14 protein-coding genes and 1 pseudogene are annotated in these 23,074 nt (G+C 49.4%); 14 read left to right on the forward strand and 1 reads right to left on the reverse strand.

Annotated features, from left to right (window positions below):
• The first annotated feature begins 255 nt into the window (after positions 1-255).
• The 10 genes and pseudogenes from Q1A54_RS19570 (at position 256) to Q1A54_RS19615 (ending at position 14,359) form a co-directional block, all read left to right on the forward strand.
• Complete coding sequence (locus Q1A54_RS19570; protein WP_299991580.1) at positions 256-2,265, forward strand: BatA domain-containing protein; 2,010 nt, start codon at positions 256-258, stop codon at positions 2,263-2,265.
• 1 nt (position 2,266) lies between these two features.
• Positions 2,267-3,538 carry a dihydroorotase gene (locus Q1A54_RS19575; RefSeq protein WP_299991582.1) on the forward strand — a complete coding sequence of 424 codons (1,272 nt, stop codon included), beginning with the start codon at positions 2,267-2,269 and terminating at the stop codon, positions 3,536-3,538.
• A gap of 59 nt (positions 3,539-3,597) precedes the next feature.
• Positions 3,598-4,107, forward strand: coding sequence for a DUF4199 domain-containing protein (locus Q1A54_RS19580; protein WP_299991584.1), 510 nt, complete (start codon positions 3,598-3,600; stop codon positions 4,105-4,107).
• 27 nt (positions 4,108-4,134) lie between these two features.
• Positions 4,135-4,653 (forward strand): DUF4199 domain-containing protein, encoded by a 519-nt coding sequence (locus Q1A54_RS19585; protein WP_299991587.1) that lies wholly within the window; start codon positions 4,135-4,137, stop codon positions 4,651-4,653.
• Positions 4,654-4,658: 5 nt separating this feature from the next.
• Entirely contained in the window at positions 4,659-5,633 is a 975-nt protein-coding gene (locus tag Q1A54_RS19590; protein WP_076422479.1) for a glycosyltransferase family 2 protein, read from the forward strand.
• On the forward strand, positions 5,633-6,778 hold the full coding sequence (locus Q1A54_RS19595) for a glycosyltransferase (protein WP_299991589.1): 1,146 nt from the start codon (positions 5,633-5,635) through the stop codon (positions 6,776-6,778). The genes Q1A54_RS19590 and Q1A54_RS19595 overlap by 1 nt, the downstream gene beginning before the upstream one ends.
• 388 nt (positions 6,779-7,166) lie before the next feature.
• The gene (locus Q1A54_RS19600) at positions 7,167-7,901 is read left to right on the forward strand and encodes a hypothetical protein (RefSeq protein ID WP_299991591.1); all 735 of its coding nucleotides are present in this window, start codon (positions 7,167-7,169) and stop codon (positions 7,899-7,901) included.
• Positions 7,902-8,280: 379 nt separating this feature from the next.
• Positions 8,281-10,605, forward strand: a pseudogene (locus tag Q1A54_RS19605) (TonB-dependent receptor); the annotation flags it as partial.
• A gap of 137 nt (positions 10,606-10,742) precedes the next feature.
• Positions 10,743-11,891, forward strand: a complete 1,149-nt coding sequence (locus Q1A54_RS19610) for a DUF4249 domain-containing protein (RefSeq protein ID WP_299991596.1) — start codon at positions 10,743-10,745, stop codon at positions 11,889-11,891.
• Positions 11,882-14,359 (forward strand): hypothetical protein, encoded by a 2,478-nt coding sequence (locus Q1A54_RS19615; protein ID WP_299991598.1) that lies wholly within the window; start codon positions 11,882-11,884, stop codon positions 14,357-14,359. The genes Q1A54_RS19610 and Q1A54_RS19615 overlap by 10 nt, the downstream gene beginning before the upstream one ends.
• Before the next feature lie 76 nt (positions 14,360-14,435).
• On the opposite strand, the gene purB is transcribed toward Q1A54_RS19615, so the two are convergent.
• On the reverse strand, positions 14,436-15,788 hold the full coding sequence (purB, locus tag Q1A54_RS19620) for an adenylosuccinate lyase (RefSeq protein WP_299991600.1): 1,353 nt from the start codon (positions 15,786-15,788) through the stop codon (positions 14,436-14,438).
• Between the two features lie 378 nt (positions 15,789-16,166).
• Between purB and Q1A54_RS19625 the strand changes: the two genes are divergently transcribed.
• The 4 genes from Q1A54_RS19625 to Q1A54_RS19640 all read left to right on the forward strand — a co-directional run bounded on the left by Q1A54_RS19625 (position 16,167) and on the right by Q1A54_RS19640 (position 22,996).
• Complete coding sequence (locus Q1A54_RS19625) at positions 16,167-18,140, forward strand: biosynthetic peptidoglycan transglycosylase (RefSeq protein ID WP_299991603.1); 1,974 nt, start codon at positions 16,167-16,169, stop codon at positions 18,138-18,140.
• A gap of 188 nt (positions 18,141-18,328) precedes the next feature.
• The gene (locus tag Q1A54_RS19630) at positions 18,329-19,336 is read left to right on the forward strand and encodes a bile acid:sodium symporter family protein (RefSeq protein WP_299991699.1); all 1,008 of its coding nucleotides are present in this window, start codon (positions 18,329-18,331) and stop codon (positions 19,334-19,336) included.
• A gap of 120 nt (positions 19,337-19,456) precedes the next feature.
• Complete coding sequence (locus Q1A54_RS19635; protein ID WP_299991605.1) at positions 19,457-20,188, forward strand: GLPGLI family protein; 732 nt, start codon at positions 19,457-19,459, stop codon at positions 20,186-20,188.
• A gap of 24 nt (positions 20,189-20,212) precedes the next feature.
• The gene (locus Q1A54_RS19640; RefSeq protein ID WP_299991608.1) at positions 20,213-22,996 is read left to right on the forward strand and encodes an outer membrane beta-barrel family protein; all 2,784 of its coding nucleotides are present in this window, start codon (positions 20,213-20,215) and stop codon (positions 22,994-22,996) included.
• Positions 22,997-23,074: the final 78 nt, after the last annotated feature.

Below are 23,074 nucleotides of genomic sequence, written 5' to 3' on the forward strand. Positions count from 1 at the left end.
CCGGGAGAGTAGGTGGCCGCCAACCCCAACAACAGACAGCCCCTGATTCCAACCGGAGTCAGGGGCTGTCCCCGTTTTAGACAATCGCCCCAAGAAAGGGGACGAAGTGTTGAGCACAGGGAGAAAGGCAGGAAAGACAAGGAGAGTAAGAATCCTATTATCTTTCCTTTCATAGTATCAGATTATGTTAGAAAGCGTATGGTAATGTTCAGCTGGTGCGTTGTATATTACAAACATCCTCTCTAACTTGTTGACATGGCATTCCTCTATCCTTCTTTCTTATGGGCGCTTGCAGCGATCGCTATTCCGATTGTGTTACACCTTATTCAGTTACGGCGGGCAAAGCGGGTAGAATTCAGCAATGTTAAGTTTATCCAGGTTTCCAAAGATCTTACGGCTAGCCAGCGTAATCTGAAGGAATTACTCATTCTAGCAGCCCGCATTCTGTTCATTACCTTCCTGGTATTCGCATTCGCACAACCGTTTCTGCCTGCCTCAGAAACGGTGCGACCTGTTGACTCTTCTCAGGTGACGATAGCGCTGGATAATTCATTGAGTATGCAGAACCTTCATGCAGAAGATGATCTGACACTACTGACTGTAGCTGCTGATCAGGCCAAAAAGGTTTTGGATATTTTCCCCTCTACAACAGCTATCAGCATCAATACTAACTCAAATTATAACAGAGCAGCAACAGTGGGGACTAATGATGCTGTGAATGAGCTCGATCAGTTATCCCATTCTACCAGGCCTTTTGTGAGTCAACAGGTGATGAGTGCCAACCAAGTAGCTGCTGAGCATGTTTTTTTATTCTCTGATTTCCAGAAGTCATACTTTGAACCCTCTTTGCTGAGTCGTGTTGACAGTAACCGGATTTATCATCTTGTACCACTCAAAGCGGCAGGCACATCCAATGTATTTGTGGATTCAGTATACCTGGCTGATGAATTTGTTCGACCTGGTACGGAGGGTACATTATATGTAAGGCTTTACAATGCAGGGGATAAGGCCATTCCTGATTGTCCTGTTAAGTTAGTGATTGACAATGTGCAGCTTGCTACTTTAAGCATAGATCTGCCACCAAAGCAGATTACGGAAACAGCGATTAACTTCACAATAAGAGGCGAGGGAAATAAGCGTGCCTGGGTAGAAGTAGAGGACTATCCGGTTGAGTTTGATAACCTTTACTACTTCGTTCTCCAGCCTTCCGGCCGATTGTCGATTACAGAGATCAGTGGGAATGAAGAAAGCCCTCTGCAGCGATTGTACCGGAACGAGCCATTGTTCCAGATTCAGCGCTTCTCCCCTAATAATATTGATTATGCACGTCTCAACAGCTCTGACATTATCATAATACAGGGGATAGATGAAATACCAGCTGCCCTTGTTTCTACTCTTGATACCTATGTTAAGTCCGGCGGGACCCTAGCAGTTATTCCTCCATCGACTGAGCGTAGTAGCTCCTATGCGGCGTTGATGCAATCACTCTCTATACCTGCCAGTTTGAATGCAGGCAGCAGCACAAAGACTTCGCTAGGTATTCCGGACCGTGATAACCCTTTCTTTAAAACCATCTTTGCAGACTACGATCCCAAAATGCAGATGCCTGCTTCTGTCAGAAAGCTGGCATGGTCGCGTTCCTCTGAAGATATTCTAAAATACAGAGGTGGGACACCTTATCTGTCACGTTTTGACAGAGGACAGGGGAAGGTATACCTGATGGCAGCTCCCTTACAGCCCGAGCAGAATGAATTAGTCAATCATGCGCTCTTTGTGCCAGTGATGTACCGTTTGGCGATCAGCAGTTATAAGCAGGAGCAGCAGATTGCCTATCGTTTGCAGAATATGGCGATCACGGTACCTATTCAAAAGCAGGTAGGAGGTGAGAGCATTTTTAAATTGGTGAAAGACAGTACTGTTTTTATACCGGAGCAACAGGTCAGAGGAGGGCGCTTAGTATTTAATGTGCCACCAGATCTTGATGAAGCTGGCTTTTATGAACTGCAACATCAGGGAGAGGCAGTGAGTAGCTTCGCCTTTAACTTTGATAAACAGGAGTCTGTGCTGGATCAGTATAGTCCTGCAGAACTGCGGAGTTTCCTGCCCGAAGGACAGCAGCATGTGCATGTTTACGACTACAGCGATACCTTCTCTGTGAAGAGCGAATTCGAAAAACGATTTTTTGGCGTCACCCTTTGGAAATATTGCCTATTATTGTGTCTGATTTTCTTGATGGCAGAAATAGCTCTAATCAGATTCCTCTAACATGAAACTTCTTCTCAAAGCAGTCCGCATCTACGATCCCTCATCAGCTTTTCATCTTCAGCAACAAAACATACTTATTGATAACGGCCTGATCACCTCAATAGGAGGAAATGTTCAGCAAGCAGACCAGACGATCGAAATGGAAGGTCTTTGTGTGTCTCCGGGTTGGGTTGACTTGTACGCACAAGTCGGTGAGCCGGGGCTGGAACACAAGGAAGACTTGGAGTCACTGGGTGAGGCTGCAGCCGCTGGTGGTTTCACTGACGTGCTGTGCATGCCTAATGTGCAGCCTGTCGTTCAAACCAAAGGTGCTATCAATTTTATAAAAGCCAAGTCGGCTGGCCTTCCTGTTAATTTAATGCCAACTGGTGCTGTGACAGTTGATACACAAGGAAAGGAACTGACGGAAATGATTGACCTGCAGCGTGCGGGAGCTGTTGCTTTTAGCGATGGTGCAAAGCCCCTGCAGGGAGCCGAAGTCATCGTGAAAGCTCTGCAATATCTGCAGCCTTTTGATGGCGTGCTGATAAACCGACCAGAACATACCCGTCTGACGGAGTACGGGCAGGTGCACGAAGGCATTGTAAGCACACAGCTAGGGATGAAAGGTATACCTGCCCTCGCTGAAGAGGTAATGGTGACACGCGACCTGCAACTGCTCGAATACACAGGAGGGCGACTGCACTTCTCGCTTATTTCTACTGCCGCCGCCGTGGAGGCGATACGTGCCGCTAAAGCCAAAGGCCTGCAGGTAAGCTGCGACGTGGCTAGTTACCAGGTTGCCTATACCGATCATACCATGGTACCCTTCGATACTAATTATAAAGTATCCCCTCCTTTCAGAAGCGAAGCCGACAAAGAAGCGATACTGCAGGGACTTGCCGATGGCACCATTGATGCCGTCGTATCCGGGCACCAGCCGCAGGACACAGAAAGTAAGAAGCTGGAGTTTGACCTGGCGGACTTTGGAATCATCAACCTCGAAACAGCCTTTGCTGTGGCCAATACGACGATGTGCGATACGCTGCCGCTGGAACAATTGATCGATAAGTTTACCACCGCTCCCCGTCAGATACTGCAAATGCCGGTATGTGGTATAGCCGAAGGAGCACCAGCTTGCCTCACACTTTTTCATCCGGAACTAAAATGGACTCCGACGGCAGCAGGAACCCGGTCTAAATCTAAAAATTCCCCTTTCCTGGGACGTGAGCTTACAGGCAAGGTTATTGGCCTGGTCAACAAAGGGCAGGTAGTACTTAATCATTCTTTTTAATATCTTTATAGCTATATTTTTGTCAGCGGTAATGCTGACGCTGAATAAGCGCATAACAAATGCTGAATCAAACGATTGTAAGGGTGGGGGTACGCTATGGCGTACTGTGCGGATTGGCTTCTTTTGTGATCTTACTGGCCTTGCACCTGATGGGCTTCAATGCATTAGGAGATGCGGGGCGCTGGAGTTACCTGCCCTTGCCGATTTTTATCTTTATGGGCCTGCGCTATTTCAAGCAGTTTCATGATGCTGAGGTTGGTTTCTGGAAAGGGGTGCGGGTGAGTCTGTCGGTTACATTCTACACTGCGTTGAGTGCTGCCATGCTGCTATACCTGATGCTATACCTGGCAGGGCCTGAGATCATTCAGCAACATGTAGTAGAACTGAGAGCACTGCTTGACCAGAGCCGGGAGGCACAGATTAAGTTATTGGGCGAATCAAACTTTGAGCAAGCTTACAAGGAACTCGACAACCTGTCACCGAGTATGCTGGCCACACATGATTTTTTGGGGAGGATGTTAGTAGGGGCGATGTTTTCTGTAGTGGCAGCTGTATTTTTCAGAAAGTAAATCATCTTCACATAAACCTCTCTAATCATGACTGAAACCCAACCCTCTGTATCTTCTGTAGCGCTCAAGTATGGCTTCATCGGCGCCTTGGTATCTGTTGTATTTACTGCAGTTCTGCTAATAACCGGCGTTAATGTAAGCGGTTGGGTAGGCTCCTTAGGCTACCTTATCCTGATTGCTTTTATGGTCATTGCCATGAAGGAGTACAAAAAGCAAAATTACGGCTACATGTCCTATGGTCAGGGTCTGGGTATAGGTACGCTGGTATCACTGGCCTTTGGTGTGTTGGGTGGTGTATTTATGTTCATCTATACCTCATTTGTTGATCCCGAATATACCTCCAATATGATGGATAAGCAGCGTATTGAGCTGGAAGAAAGAGGTATGAGTGACGAGCAGATCGAGCAGGCTATTGCCATGGGAGAATCTTTCTCCAGCCCGATGATGATGATTGTGTGGTCTATTGTAGGCTACCTGTTCATTGGTTTCTTGATTTCGCTTATTGTAGCAGCTGTGATGAAGAACAAGCGTCCGGAGTTTGAATAAAAAGCATGCAATACCCTTATGATATATCAGTGGTGGTTCCTCTTTTGAACGAAGAGGAATCGCTGCCTGAACTGGTCCGCTGGATCAAGCGTGTGATGCACGCACATAGTTTTACTTATGAAATCATCCTGGTAGACGACGGCAGTACCGACCGTTCCTGGGATGTTATCACAGAACTCAGCGCCGAAGACAATACCGTCAAAGGCATCAGTTTTAACCGCAATTACGGCAAGTCTGCTGCGTTGAACGAGGGTTTTAAGCGCTGTAGTGGCGAAGTGGTCATCACCATGGACGCCGACTTGCAGGACAGCCCGGAGGAAATCCCGGCCCTGTATGACATGATCAAGCACCAGCGATTTGATCTGGTGTCAGGCTGGAAGCAGAAGCGATTTGATCCGGTGAGCAAAACCATTCCGACCAAACTGTTTAATGCAGCTACCCGTGGCCTTTCCGGCATTAAGTTGCACGACTTCAACTGCGGACTCAAAGCCTATCGTCAGCTGCTCGTGAAGAGCATTGAGGTACATGGTGAGATGCACCGCTACATACCTGTAATAGCCAAGTGGCACGGCTTCACGCGCATCGGCGAGAAAGTAGTGCAGCATCAGGAGCGCAAGTATGGCACGACCAAGTTCGGGCTCGAACGGTTCGTGTACGGCTTCCTGGACCTGCTCTCGATAACGTTTGTGAGTCGCTTCAAAAAGCGCCCGATGCACTTCTTTGGTACGTTCGGCACCCTGTCTTTTTTTGTGGGTTTGGGGATTACGCTGTGGCTGATTATTCAGAAAGTATTTAGCCTGTATCCGGATGGCCGCGTACGCGACGTGGTAGACCAGCCCCTGTTCTATCTTTCGCTGGTGGCGGTGATTCTGGGTGTACAGCTTTTTCTGGCCGGTTTCCTGGCCGAAATGATCTCCATGACTTCCAGTAAAAAGAATGAGTACCTGATCCGTGACCGGGCAGGCCTGATCAAGAAATAATGGCAGGGAGGCGCATTGTGATCGTGGGACCTGCGCACCCTTTGCGGGGTGGGGGCATGTCTACGTTCAACGAACGCCTGGCGATGGCATTTCAGGAGGCTGGTGACGAAGTGGAGATCGTTTCATTCAGCCTGCAGTATCCTTCCTTTCTATTTCCCGGCAAAAGCCAGTTTACCAGTGAACCTGCTCCGAAGGGCATCACCATTAAGGCGCTGATTAATTCAGTCAATCCTATCAGCTGGGTTCGTACAGGTAATTACATCAGTAATCAGAAACCTGATCTGGTTATTTTCAGGTATTGGCTGCCTTTTATGGGCCCCGCTCTGGGTACCATTGCCCGTCTGGTTAAGTGTAACAGGTATAGCCGTATCCTGGCCATTACCGACAACGTGATTCCGCACGAGAAGCGCCCAGGCGATGTTCCCTTTACAAAATACTTTTTGAGTGCCTGTCATGGCTTCCTGACCATGTCGCGGGCCGTGCAGCAAGACTTGCAGCGCTTTGAGCCTAACAAACCCAACGTATACCTGCCGCATCCCCTTTATGACAATTTCGGGCCAGCCGAAGGCAAAGCAGAGGCCTGTGCCGCACTTGGGCTGGAACCCAATTTTAAATATCTTTTGTTTTTTGGTTTCATTCGGGCTTATAAAGGGCTCGACTTGCTGCTTGAAGCCATGTCTATACCTGCACTGCAGGCCATACCTGATCTGAAACTGCTGATCGCCGGGGAGTTTTATGAAGATGCCAAACCCTACCGCGATCTGATTGAAAAACACGGGCTGCAGGACCGGCTGGTGCTGCGGACGGACTTCATCCCGAATGCCGAAGTCCGTCATTACTTTTGCGCCGCCGATCTGGTGGTGCAGCCTTATAAGCACGCTACCCAAAGCGGCGTAACACAGGTTGCTTATCATTTTGATAAGCCGATGGTGGTGACAAATGTAGGTGGCCTGTCAGAGTTGGTGCCCCATGGGAAGGTAGGCTACGTCGTATCACCAGAACCAAAAGAGATCGCAGCTGCCATACTTGATTTTTATACCTCAGATAAAGCGCAGGTATACACGCAGCAGATCAAAACCTATAAGTTACGCTTTAGTTGGAGTCAGTTTGTAAAAGCAGTGTATGAGCTGGCAGATAAGGTATAGCTTTGTCGCTTGTGCTGAATTAATAAAAATGATGCTGACCTGAGGATTACAGATCACTGGTTTTAACTGAATGAAATTAATGCAAATAAGGTAATTGACTGTGCCTAAGCCAGTCGTGCTATACCTTCGTTGAGGCGAAATAATTAAGGTCAATTAATGAACATGCGCTAAGAATTGCTGATCCGTCTTTGGCTAAAGACTTTTGGTGTTTCAAAGTCAGGCTGAATTAGGTAAGGTTTAAGTTATATTTAAAGGTGACAGCTTTCCCCAATTGCATGATAATATACTGTAATATTTTTTGAAATATTTTATCTGCAAGCTTGTCATAACATCAAACATACATTATATTTAATGTCTATTTAAGCTGCAAAGCAACCTTTGATTTGATATGCGCAAAAGCCCTGCCTACCTGGTTCTCTTCTTTTTAATGCCCTTTCTGCCCTTTGCTGCCACTGCCCAGGCTGACAGCAGTTTTGTAGACAATGCAGTTTTGAATGCACTGCAGCAATACCGCACCGCAGTTGGAGTGCACGCCCACTTGTACAACGGCCCTGAGTATCATGTGCCTGTCAAGTCCCACGTAGATGGGCATCAGTTCTATCTGGACAAGATCTACCAGAACGGAACCGTGAAGTATGACGGTGCCTGGTTTGAGGATGTACCGATGCTGTATGACCTGGTACAGGACGAGCTCCTGATTGTCAACCATGGAAGCGGACAGCCTCAACGGCTTGTAAAGAACCGGGTGGAAGCCTTCAAACTGCATGGGCATACTTTTGTGCAGTTGCAGCCGGACACCACGACTAGCTCTGTAATTCGTCCGGGCTTTTATGATCTGCTTTATAGTGGCGAGGTGCAGGTGTTGATGAAGCGCGAAAAGACCCTGTTTGAGCGTGCCAGCACAGACGGAATGGAGGGTGAGTACAGGGATGCAAGTAAATTCTTCCTGGTAAAGGATGGCGTATACCATCCGGTCAGTAACAAGCGCTCGGTGATGCGTGTGCTGCAAGACCAGAAAAAGCCGCTGAAGAAGTATGCCAGTGCGAATAGACTTCGCTTCGGTAAAGAGCGGGAATATGCTATCGTGAAAACTGCGGAGCACTATGATTCGCTCAAACGATAAAGTAGCATATTTCCGATCTATCTAAAAATCTGTTTAAGCTCTCCCCTTTTTTATGACCCATTTTTACAGAGCACTTTTGCTGGTATTGTTGTGCTGTATGACCATGACGGTGCCAGTGCATGCCCAACAGCGGAACGAGTCTCCGCTCATAAGCGGATCATTCCGCAACATGACGTTTCAGGATTTTGTACAGCGGCTGGAGACCCGGCTACCCTACAAGTTTTACTACGAGCAGGCTGTGGCCGATAGTCTGGTGGTAAACCTGGAGGTAGAGGGCGAACCGCTCAACCTGGTGCTTGCCCAAATTCTGAAAGGCACGGATTACAAATTTGCCATCACGGAACAGCGGCAGGTTTTTATCACGCGGCAAAATCCGATCATGACGAGTCTGCCTTCCAATTTCTTCAAGGATGAAGAAGAAGCGAGACGAAGCAATCAACTGGCAACGCCAGCCTACCTGCCGCAGCAGCAGGAAAATAAAAAGAGGATACAGTCAGAAATCAAGCTTTACGAAATAGGCACGCCTAATGGGAACAAGACAGGTAAAGCAAACCTGGCCGGAACCCTGCGCGATGCCAGCACAGGCGAGCCAATCATTGGAGCCCATGTATACATTGAATCTCCTTCTATCGGCACCGCATCAGATCAGTATGGCTACTATTCCCTTTCGCTCCCGGTGGGCCGTCACGAGCTGAACATACGGGCAGTAGGGCTAAAGAACACCAAGCGCCAGGTTATACTGCATAGTGATGGCAAGCTGGATATTGAAGTGGAAGAAGATATCCGATCTCTGAAAGAAGTACTGGTGGAAGCCGAAAAAGACCGCAACGTTACGGGATTGCAGATGGGTATGGAACGCCTCGATATCCGGACGATCAGACAGGTACCAACAGCATTTGGTGAAACCGACATCCTGCGAGTGGTGCTAACGCTGCCCGGCGTGAAATCAGTAGGGGAGGGCGCTACGGGTATGAACGTACGCGGTGGCTCCACTGACCAGAACCTGATACTACTCAACGATGCCACCATCTATAACCCATCACACCTGTTTGGTTTCTTCTCAGCTTTCAACCCGGACGTGATCAAGTCGGTGGAACTCTACAAAAGTGCCGTACCAGCCCGTTATGGCGGACGCCTGTCCTCTGTACTGGAGGTGACATCCAGAGAGGGTAACAAAAAGCAGTTTAGCGGAACAGGCGGCATCGGTCTGCTCACAAGCCGCCTTACACTGGAGGGGCCGATCATCAAGGACAAGACCTCGATCCTGGTAGGTGGGCGCTCTACCTACTCTGACTGGCTGCTCAAGAAGATACCCAATAAGTCGTTCAGCAACAGTGAAGCATCTTTCTATGACGTGAACACGCACATAAGCCACGAGATAAACGAGAAGAACAGCCTGTACCTGACCGGTTATATGAGCAAAGACCGCTTCAAACTGGCCGCTGACACCCTTTACCGTTTCCAGAACCAAAACGCCAGTCTCAAGTGGAAGCACAATTTCCATAACAAGCTTTACAGTGTGGTAACCGGAACATACAGCCATTACGGCTACGATATCTCAAACGAGGAGAATGCCGCAAACGCTGCAATAATGGACTTTGGCATCAGCCAGACAGGTATGCAGGTAGACTTCAATTACTTCCCTGACTCCAAACATACGCTTGATTTTGGTGCGAGCGCCATTCGTTATGAAGTAAACCCAGGTAGCCTGGTGCCAAACCATGAGGAGTCGCTGATCAAGGCAGACAAGTTACAGCAGGAGAAAGCCATCGAAAGCGCGTTATACCTGTCTGACCGCTATGACATCAGCCAGAAGCTATCTGTATCAGCTGGTTTGCGCTACTCTTTCTTTACAGCCCTTGGGGAGCGAGACGTGCTGGAGTATGTGCCAGGTATGCCTAAGACGCTGAACACGATCGTCGATACGGTTTCTTATGGCAGTGGCAAATCGCTCGCGACCTATCACGGACCTGAGTTCAGGCTATCGGCCCGTTACGTGCTGTCAGGCAACTCATCGGTGAAGGTGAGCTTCAACAGGCTGCGCCAGTACGTGCACATGCTCTCTAACACGGCGACCATGGCTCCTACCGATACCTGGAAGCTGAGTGACAACAACATCAAACCGCAGGTAGGCGATCAGGTGGCGATTGGCTACTACCGCAACCTGCGCGCCAATACCATTGAGTTTTCGGCAGAAGCTTACTACAAGTGGATGCAGGACTTCCTGGATTACAGAAGTGGTGCCAGCATCATCATGAACCACCACATCGAGACGGATGTAGCCAATGCCGAGGGCAAGGCTTATGGAGTGGAACTGATGCTCAAGAAAGCGACAGGTAAACTCAACGGCTGGGTAAGCTATACCTACTCCCGCACCATGGTGCGCCTGGATGATCCGGCTGTGTCAGAAGTGATCAACAGAGGAGAGTGGTATGCGAGTAACTTTGACAAGCCGCACGACCTGACTATGATCAGCAACTACCGCTTTAGCCAGCGTTTCAGCACATCGGTAAACTTTACCTACAGTACAGGGCGCCCTATTACGCTGCCGCTGGGCAAATACTACGATGGCGCTTCACACCGCATCCTGTACTCAGACCGCAACCAGTACCGCATTCCTGACTACTACCGTGTAGACCTGGCTCTGAACATAGAGGGCAACCATAAGATTGCAAAGCTGGCGCACAGCTCCTGGACTGTGGCAGTATACAACCTGACAGGTCGCAAAAACCCTTACTCCGTTTATTTCAAATCACAGAAAGGACAGATCAGAGGGTACAAAATGTCCATCTTCGGGCATCCAATCCCTACTATCACCTATAATTTTAAGTTTTAATTGCCATGAAGATCCGGAACTGGAAAAACCCAATTGTCTGGCTTGTGATGCTCCTGGTGAGCGGCTGCGTAGAACCATACTTTCCTGAAGTATTAGAGTCACCCAGCAGCTTTCTGGTAGTCAATGGCTTCCTGAATGCCAACGGGCGCACGACCATACAATTGCTCCGCACTCAAAACCTCAACGATACTGGCACACCTCCAGCTGAAGAGAATGCTACGGTGGTAGTAGAGTCCGAAACTGGCGAGCGCTATGGCCTGCATGAAACAGGTTATGGAACCTATGTGCACCCTAACCTGCAGCTGAACATCGGTGCGAAGTACAGATTGTATATCCGCACTAGAACAGGCAGTGAATATGCGTCGGATTATGTAGAGGTGAAACCTAGTCCTCCTATCGAAAATGTACATTGGAAAGCAGAAGGAGGCGAGGTGAAGGTCTATGTAAATTCTCAGGACCCAAACAACAACACGCATTACTATAAGTGGGAATATGAGCAGACCTGGCAGTTCCGAACAGCTTTTCATTCCATTCTCATTTATGATAAAGGACAGGTGCGTTTTCGTGAGCCGAGTGACGACCCTATTTATGTATGCTGGAAATCAGAAAACTCTACCCGAGTTGAGATAGGCTCGTCGGTGAAACTGAACGAAGACAGGATCAGTGACTATAGGCTTTTCTCTATACCTTTTGATTCAGAAAAGATCAGTATGAAGAACAGTATACTTGTGAAACAGTATGCACTGACCCGTGAGGCGTACGAATACCTGGAGATGTTGAAGAAGAACACTGAAAGTATTGGTACCCTTTTCGATCCGCTCCCTTCGCAACTGACCAGCAACATCCGCAGCTTGTCTAACCCTGAAGAAACGGTGATTGGCTACATAACAGCCACTACCATGGAGACGAAAAGGATATTCATAGATAGCCGTGACCTCCCGCGCGATTGGCGACTTTACTATCCGACTTGTGAAATTGATACCGTACTGATCAGCTCAGGTATGGTGCATGAGCGCTTTACAGGAGGCTATCTGGTGCCTGTAGATGAAATTTATGGTAATGGTCCGGGGCCAATCGGCTATACCTTCGGTACACGCCCATGCGTGGACTGCACTACGCAAGGCACCAATGTTAAACCAGCTTTTTGGGAATAGATGTCATACCTGAAACAAACGCCCCAATGATGATCAACTCTGAACATAATCAACCTCAGCCTGGCATGAAAAGGTATGCGCTGCGCACCTTGCTCTGCTTTGCACTGGGAATAGCAGGTATAGGTACAGTAAACGCCCAGTCTGGCCAGGCTAACGAGGCAGTCAGCAGTCTGCAGAAGCACCGGCAGGCATCGCTGCAGGAGAAGCTATACCTGCACATCGACAGACCCGTGTATGCCTGTGGCGATGAAATGTGGTTTAAGGTATACAGCGTAGACGGCAGCCAGCACCGCCCACTGGACATGAGCAAGGTGACCTATGTAGAGCTGTTGGATGCAGGCCAGAAGCCTGCCCTGCAGGCCAAAGTAGCCATGAAGGACGGGGCTGGCAGTGGCTATCTGCAACTGCCCACCACGCTGAAATCAGGCAACTACACTGTGCGGGCCTATACCAGTTGGATGAAAAACTTCGATCCCGAGTTCTACTTCCAGCAACAGGTAACGATCATCAATACCTTTGAGCAGCTACCAAAGCAGGAGGCACCGAAAGCCAAGGGCTATACCTTGCAGTTTTTCCCGGAAGGAGGAAGTTTGCTGGCAGGTGTGGCGAGTCAGGTAGCTTTTAAAGTAACAGAAAGCCAGAGCGGCAAAGGAACTGCGCTGGCTGGCCAAGTTCACGACCAGGACGGAAATGAAGTAGCAACGTTTGCGCCACACAAGTTTGGCATGGGCCGTTTTACGTTTACGCCTGAGCAGGGCAAGCGCTATACGGCCAAACTCCAGCTGCCTGATGGAAGTACTTTGGAGCAGGCCTTGCCGCAGGTACACGAGCGTGGCTATACCTTGCAACTGGCAGATACCACAGCTAACTATGTGCACATTGCGGTGCATTCGGTAGGCAAACCAGATGAACATGTATACCTGTTGGGGCATACCCGTCAGCAGGTGGTCAGCTCAGAAAGGTCGCTGCTGCAAAACGGCAAGTTTGTGTTCAGGGTAAATAAAGCTGACCTGGCAGACGGCATTACGCACTTCACTGTATTCAACACAGCTGGGCAGCCGGTAAGCGAGCGCCTATACTTTAAGAATCCTTCAAAAGAAATAGCCTTGCAGGTTGCTGCGTCACAGCCGCAGTATAGTCTGCGTGATAAGGTCAGCCTGGAGCTACAGGCTTCTTCGCAGGCCCCGGCAAATTTGTCGATGGCGGTGTACAAACTGGACTCGCTGCAAATGCAGCCAGAGGCGCACATTGCCAGCTACATCTGGCTTGAGTCCGATCTGAAAGGCTCGATCGAAACCCCTGGCTATTACTTCTCCAACGAGGGTCGGACAGACCGGCTGGGCATGGATAACCTGATGCTAACCCATGGCTGGAGCCGCTTCACTTGGAATGAAATACTGGAAAAAGAACCGGCTAAGCACTCCTTTTTGCCTGAAAACCATGGCCATCTGCTCTATGGAAAAGTAACGCATAAGAGTTCAGGTCAGGCTGCTCCGGGCATCTTGACTTACCTGGCGTCACCCGGTCATCCGATTCGCTTTTACAATGCCAGCAGCAACGCCGATGGCAGGCTGATGTTTGAGCTGAAGGACTTCTATGGCAATAAGGATATCGTGCTGCAAACTGACTTCACGAAGGACAGCACCTATCACTTTGAGTTGTTCAGCCCTTTCTCGTCACGCTATCCCTCCAGCACGTTATCTGCTCTTCAGCTTGTCGAGTCGAGAGAAGGGGATATCAGAGCGCGCCACATGCAGGTGCAGGTCGAGCATGCCTACCATGGGGCGTATCGCAATAGATTCCGTACGCCAGGTATAGACAGCACTGCTTTTTATGGCCAGCCATCGGAGCGTTACCTGCTCGATGATTACAAGCGCTTTAAAGTAATGGAGGAAGTGATGCGCGAGTATGTGCAGGGAGTACAGGTTCGCCTAAGAGGCCGTAGTTTCCACTTCATGGTCATGAACCGACCTTACAAGTCTATTTTCCGCCAGAACCCGATGGTACTGCTGGATGGTGTGCCTGTGTTCAACATTGACAAGATCATGGCCTTTGATCCGCTCAAGGTGAAGCAGCTGGATGTGATTGCCAGCCGGTTCTTTCATGGCCCGATGGCGTACGAAGGTTTGGTGAGTTACCAGACCTATACGGGTGATCTGGCAGGCTTTGACCTGGATCCGCGTGCTCTGATGCAAGCATACGAGGGATTACAGCAAAAGCGTGAGTTTTACGCACCGGCCTACGACACACCCGAGCAAAAGCGCAGCCGACTGGCCGACTTCAGAAACCTCCTGCACTGGTCTCCTGAGATCAAGCTACAGCCTGACAAAGTAGAGCAGGTAAGTTTTTATACCTCCGATCAGCCGGGTACTTACTTGGTGGTGGTGCAGGGCCTGACAGCTGCAGGCGAAACCGGTTATGAACTGCTGCAGATCAGGGTGAACGGTCCGGTTGCACAAGGACAGTAATCCATTAGCAAAGGCATACAAAGAAGCCCCTGCCAGTATGAACCGGCAGGGGCTTCTTTGTATAGGTGGCTATACCTTACAGCAGTTGCACACCAGTATAGGTATAAGGACTTATCTTTTTCAGTTCAGCTTTGATCGCATCACTCACCTGCAGGGTGTCAATGAAGTTGGCTATTGTCTGCTCGGTGATTTTTTCGTTTTTGCGGGTCAGGTCTTTCAGCGCCTCGTAAGGCTGCGGGTATCCTTCGCGGCGCAGCACAGTCTGTATACCCTCTGCCACAACAGCCCAGTTTTCTTCCAGGTGATGGCGCAGGGCAGCCTCGTTCAGTTCAAGTTTTCCGATACCACGCTCCAGCGATTTAAGTGCTATCAGTACATGAGCCAGCGGCACGCCAACGTTTCGCAGAACGGTGGAGTCGGTAAGGTCGCGCTGCAGGCGTGAAATCGGAAGCTTGGCTGAGAGATGCTCCAGCACAGCATTGGCTATACCTAAGTTGCCCTCTGCGTTCTCAAAGTCGATCGGGTTAACTTTGTGCGGCATGGCCGAAGAGCCTACTTCGCCGGCTTTGATCTTCTGCTTGAAATAGCCCATCGACACATACTGCCATACGTCGCGCGAGAAGTCGATTAGGATGGTGTTGAGGCGCTTGATGCCGTCGAAGTAAGCGGCCAGGTTGTCGTAGTGCTCGATCTGGGTTGTGTATTGGCTACGGCGTAAACCTAGTGCCTCTTGTACGAAACGGTTGCCAAACGCAGGCCAGTTCACATCCGGATAGGCGATGTGGTGAGCGTTGAAGTTACCGGTCGCGCCGCCAAACTTAGCAGAAAAAGGCACCTGGCGTACTTGCTCCAGTTGTGCTTCGAGCCGCTCAGCAAATACCATGATCTCTTTGCCCAGGCGGGTAGGGGAGGCAGGCTGTCCGTGGGTATGGGCCAGCATCGGGATGTCTTTCCAGGACTGCGCCAGGTTCACCAGCGTCTGGTGCAGCTGCTGGTATAGCGGCATGAGTACCTTTTCATCGGCTTCGCGCAGGGAGAGCGGTATAGCCGTATTGTTCACATCCTGCGAAGTCAGGCCAAAGTGAATGAACTCCTTGTACTGGCTGAGGCCGAGGTTGTCGAATTTCTCTTTGATGAAATACTCTACCGCCTTCACATCATGGTTGGTGGTCTTTTCCGTTTCCTTGATGCGCAGCGCATCGGCCTCTGAGAACTGCTCGTAAATAGCCCGCAATTCAGCAAATTGATAGGGGGGCACGCCTTCCAACTGTGGCAGCGGCAATTCGCACAGGGCAATGAAATACTCAACCTCTACCAGCACGCGGTAGCGGATCAGTCCGAATTCAGAAAAATAAGCAGCTAGCTCTGAAGTATTGCGGCGGTAGCGGCCATCCACCGGTGATATGGCCGTGAGTGATGTCAGATTCATGGAAAAGAGGATGTTTCGTCTGTCAAAGATAAGCAGTAATGCCAATGCACGCCAAATAAGCGGAAGTCTATTTAGCAGGTATAGGTGGCTTGGGACCAATTGTAGTGTTATGGCACATAAAAAAGAACGGAAGGGTGAATTTGCCTGTTAGTTTAATGTAAAATGCTGTTAATGAAACAATTGGTATCTTTCTTGCGGTTGAAGCAGCCAGATAGTGCCTGAAGTCATATCTAAATCCGACTAAGGTCGTATGCGGGGTAGATAACATATACCATACGGTATTACGTATGCGTGATGGAGTGATATATTATATCAGCACTATATTTTGATACTAAATCTTATTAGCGTAATTCGCATCTTGATATTTTGGACCAGCGATTGAAAAAAAGAATACTGATAGGAGTCGGCGTTGTGCTGGGCTTCTTCCTGATTCTCCTTATCTCCCTTTTAGTGTTTAGGAGTAGCCTGCTTAGCTATACCGTAAACCGTGTGGTAGAGAAAGTGGAGAACCGTTATCCTGTAGATTTTAACATCGGCAAAGCAGAGTTCAATGGCCTTACCTCTGTCGTACTCAGTGATATAACCCTGGTGCCGCATGGGCAGCCCCAGCTCTTCAAAACCGACAGCGTGCATGCCACCGTTGGTTTTCGCTCCCTCTTTAAGGGGCGCATTGTGTTACGCAGCCTTGATGTAGCCAACGGCTATCTTACTGCCGTGAAGGACGGGGACCAGAATAACTTCGCCTTCCTGTTCAAGAAAGACGATACACAGCCTGTTGACACCACTGCCAAAACTGACCGCAACTACGGTGAGCTGCTTAACCGTGTGCTCGAAACTGCTTTTGATAACGTGCCCGACCAGGTGGACTTCAGTAACCTGAACGTGACCTATACCTCTCCAAATCGGGTCATCGATGTAAAAATGCCTTTCCTTACCATAGAGGACGGGAACATTGCATCACAAGTATCTATTCGTACTGACTCCCTGATCAATAACCTGATAGTGAAAGGTACAATTGATCCGCGTGATTACAACATCATGGCCAGTCTGTACACCGCTGATACATCCGGCATCAGACTACCTTATGTAAAAGAGAAGTTTGACGGTGTTGTGGCTTTTGACACGCTGCACCTGGGCATAAATGAGAAGCGTTACCGCCGCGACAGACTTACTGTAAAAGGCCGGGCGATGGTAAATAACCTGATGCTCAACCACGAGAAACTGGCAGACGAGAATATTTACCTACGGGAGGGAGCAGTTGACTATGTGGTTTCGCTGGGGCAGAATCTTTTTGTGGTGGATAGCCTAACGGAAGTGCGCGTGAACAAGGCCCGCGCCAATGTGTACGCCGCTTATAACAACGCCGACTCCAAGATCATCGATCTGAAAGTGCGCACTGAGGCACTCCCTGCCAATGATTTCTTCGAATCTTTGCCTAATGGCCTTTTCGAGACGCTGGAAGGTATACAGGCCGAGGGGAAGCTGCAGTACAAAATGAACTTTCATGTCAACCTCGACAGTGTAGAGCGTGTCGTATTTGATTCTGACCTGGATGCTTCTGAGGATTTCAGGGTAGTGAAGTGGGGCAAAGCCAACCTGGACAAGCTGAAAGGTCCGTTTATGCACACCATGTACGAGTATGGCAAACCGATCCGTACCTTCATGGTAGGACCTTCTAACCCATTCTATGCGCCGATCGGGCAGATATCGCCATACCTGCGCAATGCCGTGCTCACAGCAGAAGACGCTGGTTTCTACAGCCACAAAGGCTTCCACGAAGAGGCTTTCCGGCAGGCCATTGCGACTAATATCAAGAACAGGGAGTTTGTGCGTGGCGGTAGTACCATCTCGATGCAGCTGGTCAAGAACGTGTTCCTGACGCGTAAGAAAACAGTGTCGCGCAAGGTGGAGGAGGCCATCATTGTATGGCTGATCGAGAACCTGGAGATCGTGTCGAAGAACCGGATGTTTGAGATATACCTGAACATCATCGAGTGGGGGCCGGACGTGTACGGAGCAAAGGATGCTTCGCGGTTTTACTTCGGAAAGCAGCCCTCGGAGCTTAACCTGGCTGAGTCGATCTTCCTGACCAGCATCATCCCGAGTCCGAAGCGCTACCGCTCTTCCTTCGACAGTTACGGCAACTTGCGCAGTTGGAAGTCGGGTTACTACCGCCTGATCGGGGGCATCATGGCACGGCGGGGACTTATCTCGCAGGCTGAATATGAAAATCTGCAACCGAATGTGCGGCTTTATGGTCGTGCTCGCGATCTGATTGTGACAGCGCCGGATGCTGACTATGAAGATACCACCGAGTTTGAGCTCGAAACAATTGATATGTTGGGTTTCTAATTTGTAATTATACCTGAAACAACGGCCGGCGCTTGTAATTGCGCCGGCCGTTGTTTTGTTTTGGAGCCAGCTATACCTGATTTTTGCTTTCGTCTAATCGAACATCTGAACAAAACATACCTGTGAGCACACCCCATACTCCGCTACCTGACAATCCTAATCCCCAAGCGCCGAAGCCAAAATTTGGTGTGCGCAGTGTGCAGGAGCTGTTGGTGCGGGCTGGCTTCGACTGGTTTCTGCTGGCGCTGATCGGAATGATCGTGCTGGCCTGGCTTTGGCCGGAAGGCGGTTTGGACTACGAACCTTTTTCGCTGAGTGATGTGGCCGGTATTGGCGTTTCCCTTATCTTTTTCTTTTACGGACTTCGCCTAAGCCCTGAGAAACTTCGGGCAGGATTGGGGAGTTGGCGACTTCACCTGGTGGTGCAGGCTTCTACTTTTTTGATCTTTCCGCTGTTGCTTATCCCTTTGCATGGCTTTTTTGAGGGTACCTCTTACGAGATGCTATGGCTGGGGACCTTTTACCTGGCGGCCTTACCTTCCACGGTTTCTTCATCAGTAGTCATGGTATCAATAGCTGGTGGCAATATACCTGCGGCTATCTTCAATGCAAGTATCTCAAGCCTGGTGGGCGTATTTATCACACCGCTCTGGATGGGGCTATACCTGACGGCGGGCTCCGGTGATTTTGACATGGGGCAAGTAATGGGTAAACTGGTGCTGCAGGTACTGGTGCCTGTTGCGCTGGGTGTGGTGCTGCACCGTTATTGGGGCGGCTTTGCAGAGCGTAACCGCAAACAGCTTCGTTTATCTGATCAGGTGATCATTCTGCTGATCGTCTATACCTCTTTCTGTGAGTCTTTTGCCCGCGATATGTTTAGTGGTTACAGTATTGGTAATCTGCTGTTGCTGGGGCTGGCCATGATCGGGCTTTTCTTTTTGGTGTATTTCATTGTAAATGGGATCAGCCGTGTGATGGGTTTCAGCCCTGCTGACCGCATCACAGCCATCTTCTGTGGCTCCAAGAAGTCACTGGTGCACGGCACGGTAATGGCCAAAGTACTCTTCCCGGATGCGGATATGGTGGGCCTGATGCTCTTGCCGATCATGATCTACCACGCCCTGCAGCTGCTGGCCTCCAGTGTGATTGCCCAGTCCATCGCCCGTCGCGCCGGAATCAATGTGCAAGGCGAATAAGTACTTTTTCTGGTCGCTTAGGTCCTTTCCAAACTTTAACTTTTGATTAACCTTTCGTTAACAGTCCTTAACACCTAGGGATAACATATTGCTGTACTTTTAGCATAAAAAAGATAGCATATGAAAAACTTCTTCTCTGGAATACTGACACTGGCGCTGCTGCTGTTGGCAGTGGTTGTTTACGCCCAAGAAGGTGTGATTACCTACGAAAACACAATGAACATGCACCGTAGACTCGGCCCTGAGCAGGAGGCTATGAAAAGCATGATACCGGAGTACCGTACCACCAAGCAGCAGCTTTTCTATAATACCCAGGAGTCGCTTTACAAGGCGCTGGAAGAGGACGAGGACCAGTTCACGGCAAGTGGCGGTGGCATGCGCATCAACATGCGGGTACCGCTTAACGAAAGTTATTACGACCAGGGCACAGCCCAAAAAGTGTTTCTGACTGAGTTCATGGGCAAAAAGTATATCATCGAAGATTCGATCCGCATCAGTCCGTGGAAGTTTGGAACAGAGACCAAAGAAATACAAGGCTATACCTGCAAGCAGGCTTACTATGAAGATGAAGCTAGGAAGCTAGCGGTGGTGGCCTGGTATACAGACAAACTCAGACCGGCACTTGGTCCTGAATCTTACAACACACTGCCGGGAGCGGTGCTAGCAGTCGATATCAATAATGGGGAGCGTGTGATCAAGGCGATTAAAGTAGAACAACGCTCTCTTAAGAAAGGAGAGATATCACGCCCAGGCAAAGGCCAGAAAGTCACTCAGCAGGAGTACCAGGCGATGGTAGACGAGCAGATGGAGCGCATGCGCCAGAACGGTGGCCGAAACGTGATCATTCGCTAACAAAGGAGCGCTAACCATACGGCTATGAAAAAATCTATACTGCTCTCACTTATCGCCTTTCTTTTTCTATCGCACATGGCTGTGGCCCAGCGCTATACCTTGAAAGGACAGGTACAGGACGAAAAACAGGCCGGGTTGCCGGGTGCCACTGTGCTGATCCTGCAGGTGAAAGACTCTTCACTAGTAAGTTTTACTTCTACCAACCCGCAGGGCGAGTTTGAAATCAAAAACGTCAGCAGAGGCGATCTGCTCCTTAAAGCGACTTTCCTGGGCTACTCGCCTTACTTTAAGCAGCTTCAGTTTCCGGAAGAAGGTAACGTACTGGACCTAGGGAAGCTCGCTATGCAACCGCTTTCCAATGAACTGAAAGAGGTGATGGTGCAGGGTGAGAAAAGCCCGGTGGTGTTCAAGAAAGATACTATCGAGTATAATGCCGGTTCTTTTAAAACGCAGCCTAACGCCGTAGCCGAAGACCTCCTCAAGAAACTGCCTGGCGTAGATGTGGAAACGGATGGCTCCATCTCAGTGAAGGGTGAGAAGGTGCAGCGTGTGACAGTAGATGGCAAGGAGTTCTTTGGCCGTGACCCGAAGCTGGCTACTCGTAACCTTCCCGCCGATGCCATCGACAAGGTTCAGGTTTTTGATAAGAAATCAGACCAAGCCATGTTTACAGGTATAGACGACGGGCAGCGCGAGAAAACCATCAACCTGCAGCTGAAAGAAGAAAAGCGCAACAGTGCTTTTGGCAATGCCATGGCAGGTATAGGCACAGACGAGCGCTACCAGGCCAAGGCGAGTCTTAACCGGTTCAGCAATGGCAAGCAGCTATCCTTCCTGGGTATGGCCAACAACGTGAATGCACAGGGCTTTGGCTTTGACGACTACATGACCTTTAGCGGAGGTATGCAGCAGATGGCAGGTGGAGGCGGACGCGTGACCATTACGTCAGACAACAGCTCAGGTGTACCGTTGAACTTCGGTGGCCGTACCAATGGTCTGATGGATAGCTACGCCGGTGGTTTGAACTTTAACAATCAGCTCAGCAAGAAGGTAGAGGCGAATGGTAGTTATTTCTTCAACAAACTTAATCACAACATTGCCCGTGATCTGGAGCGTCTGGAGTTTTTGAGGAACGCGGATGTACGCACGGACCAGCGCAGCCGTCAGCTTAACGGTAACACCAATCACAGAGCTAACTTTACGGTTGATTACAAAATAGACTCAGCCAACTCAGTCAAAGTCACAGGTGCCATCGGGTATAACGAAACCAGCACCAATCAGCGGAGCGAGGTAGAAACTTATAATGGCGAAAACCAGCTCCAGAACCAAAGTACCAATACGGCTTTTTCAGATGGTTCCGCTTTGAATGCCAATGGAAGTATCCTGTTCAGGCACCGTTTCCCGAAAGCAGGTCGTACTATTTCTTCTAACACGGAGTTCAGAACAGGCATGAATCAAAACGATGGCACCCTGCAGGCTGTCAACACCTTTGCCGATGGCCTTGTAAATGTGCTCGATCAGGAGAACAAGCAGGAAACGGAAAACCATAGTTTAAGCACCAACCTGGCCTACACCGAACCACTCGGAAACCGCCGCTATCTGGAGGCAAACTATAATTACCGCCAGAACATCAACAAAGTAGACCGCGAGGTATACGACGTGGAGGAAGGTGAATCGCAGTTATACAACGAGTTGCTTAGTAACAGCTATACCAGTAATTACCAGTATCATAGAGCAGGTATGAACTTCCGGATGAACAGGAGAGAGTATAGCCTGACTGTCGGTTCTAGCCTGCAGCATACCGACCTGACGGGTGAGCTCCTGGGATTCGATGATGATATCCGCCACTCATACCAGAATGTATTGCCTACTTTGCGATTCAATTACGAGTTCACGGGTAACAGACGCATTGATTTCAACTACGAAACCACGGTACAGGAGCCTACTATACGTCAGTTACAACCTGTAGTGGACAACTCTAACCCACTGAACATTTACGAAGGTAATCCAGAGCTGCGACCTGCCTATATGCACCAGTGGCGCCTCAACTTCAGTACTTTTGATCCGGGTACGCTGATTAATTTCTTCACGTTTGTGAATGCCTCTTATACCAACAATGCCATTACGAACGCTCAGAGCTATACCGATCGCCTGATCCGCATTACGCAGCCAGTCAATGTGAGTCACAATACCATGGTCAGCGGTTTTGCCTCCCTCGGATTTCCGGTCAAGAAGCTGAACAGTCGCTTTAACATCGGCGCCAATGTGCGGCAGCAGGAGAGCATCAACTTGGTGAACGAGGTGGCAAACGATATCCGGATACAGAACCTGAACGGTAACCTGCGTTACGAGTATCGGCTGAAGGAGCTATTTGACTTTAATCTGAGAGCAAACTACACCGTGCAGCGCACGAAATACCAGTTCGGGGATGATCAGCAGTTCTTTAACCAGACGTACTCAGCTGAGACCAACTTATACCTGCCGAAACTCTTTAACTTAAACACCAACTTCGACTACATGCTGTTTGATAACCCGGGCTTTGACTTCAGCCAGCGTATACCGATGCTCAACATGTCTATCTCGAAGCAATTTCTTAAAAACAAAAGCGGTGAGTTGAAGCTGTCTGTCCTGAATGTGCTAGACGAAAACCTAGGAGTTAATCAGACAGCCAATATCAACTATGTGGAGCGCGAGACACTGAACTCACTAGGGCGCTATTTCATGCTGAGTTTTACTTACTCGATCAACAAGCACCTTAACCCGATGGGCAACCGAGGCGGAGGCAGATCCATCCAAATTATTAACTAATGCTTGCGGGTTGAAAAGAAAAAAAGGGCTGCCCCATGTGGGCAGCCCTTTTTGATACTATTGGCTAAATAGTTGAGG

Source organism: uncultured Pontibacter sp. (genome assembly GCF_947502515.1).
Taxonomy (GTDB): Bacteria; Bacteroidota; Bacteroidia; order Cytophagales; family Hymenobacteraceae; genus Pontibacter.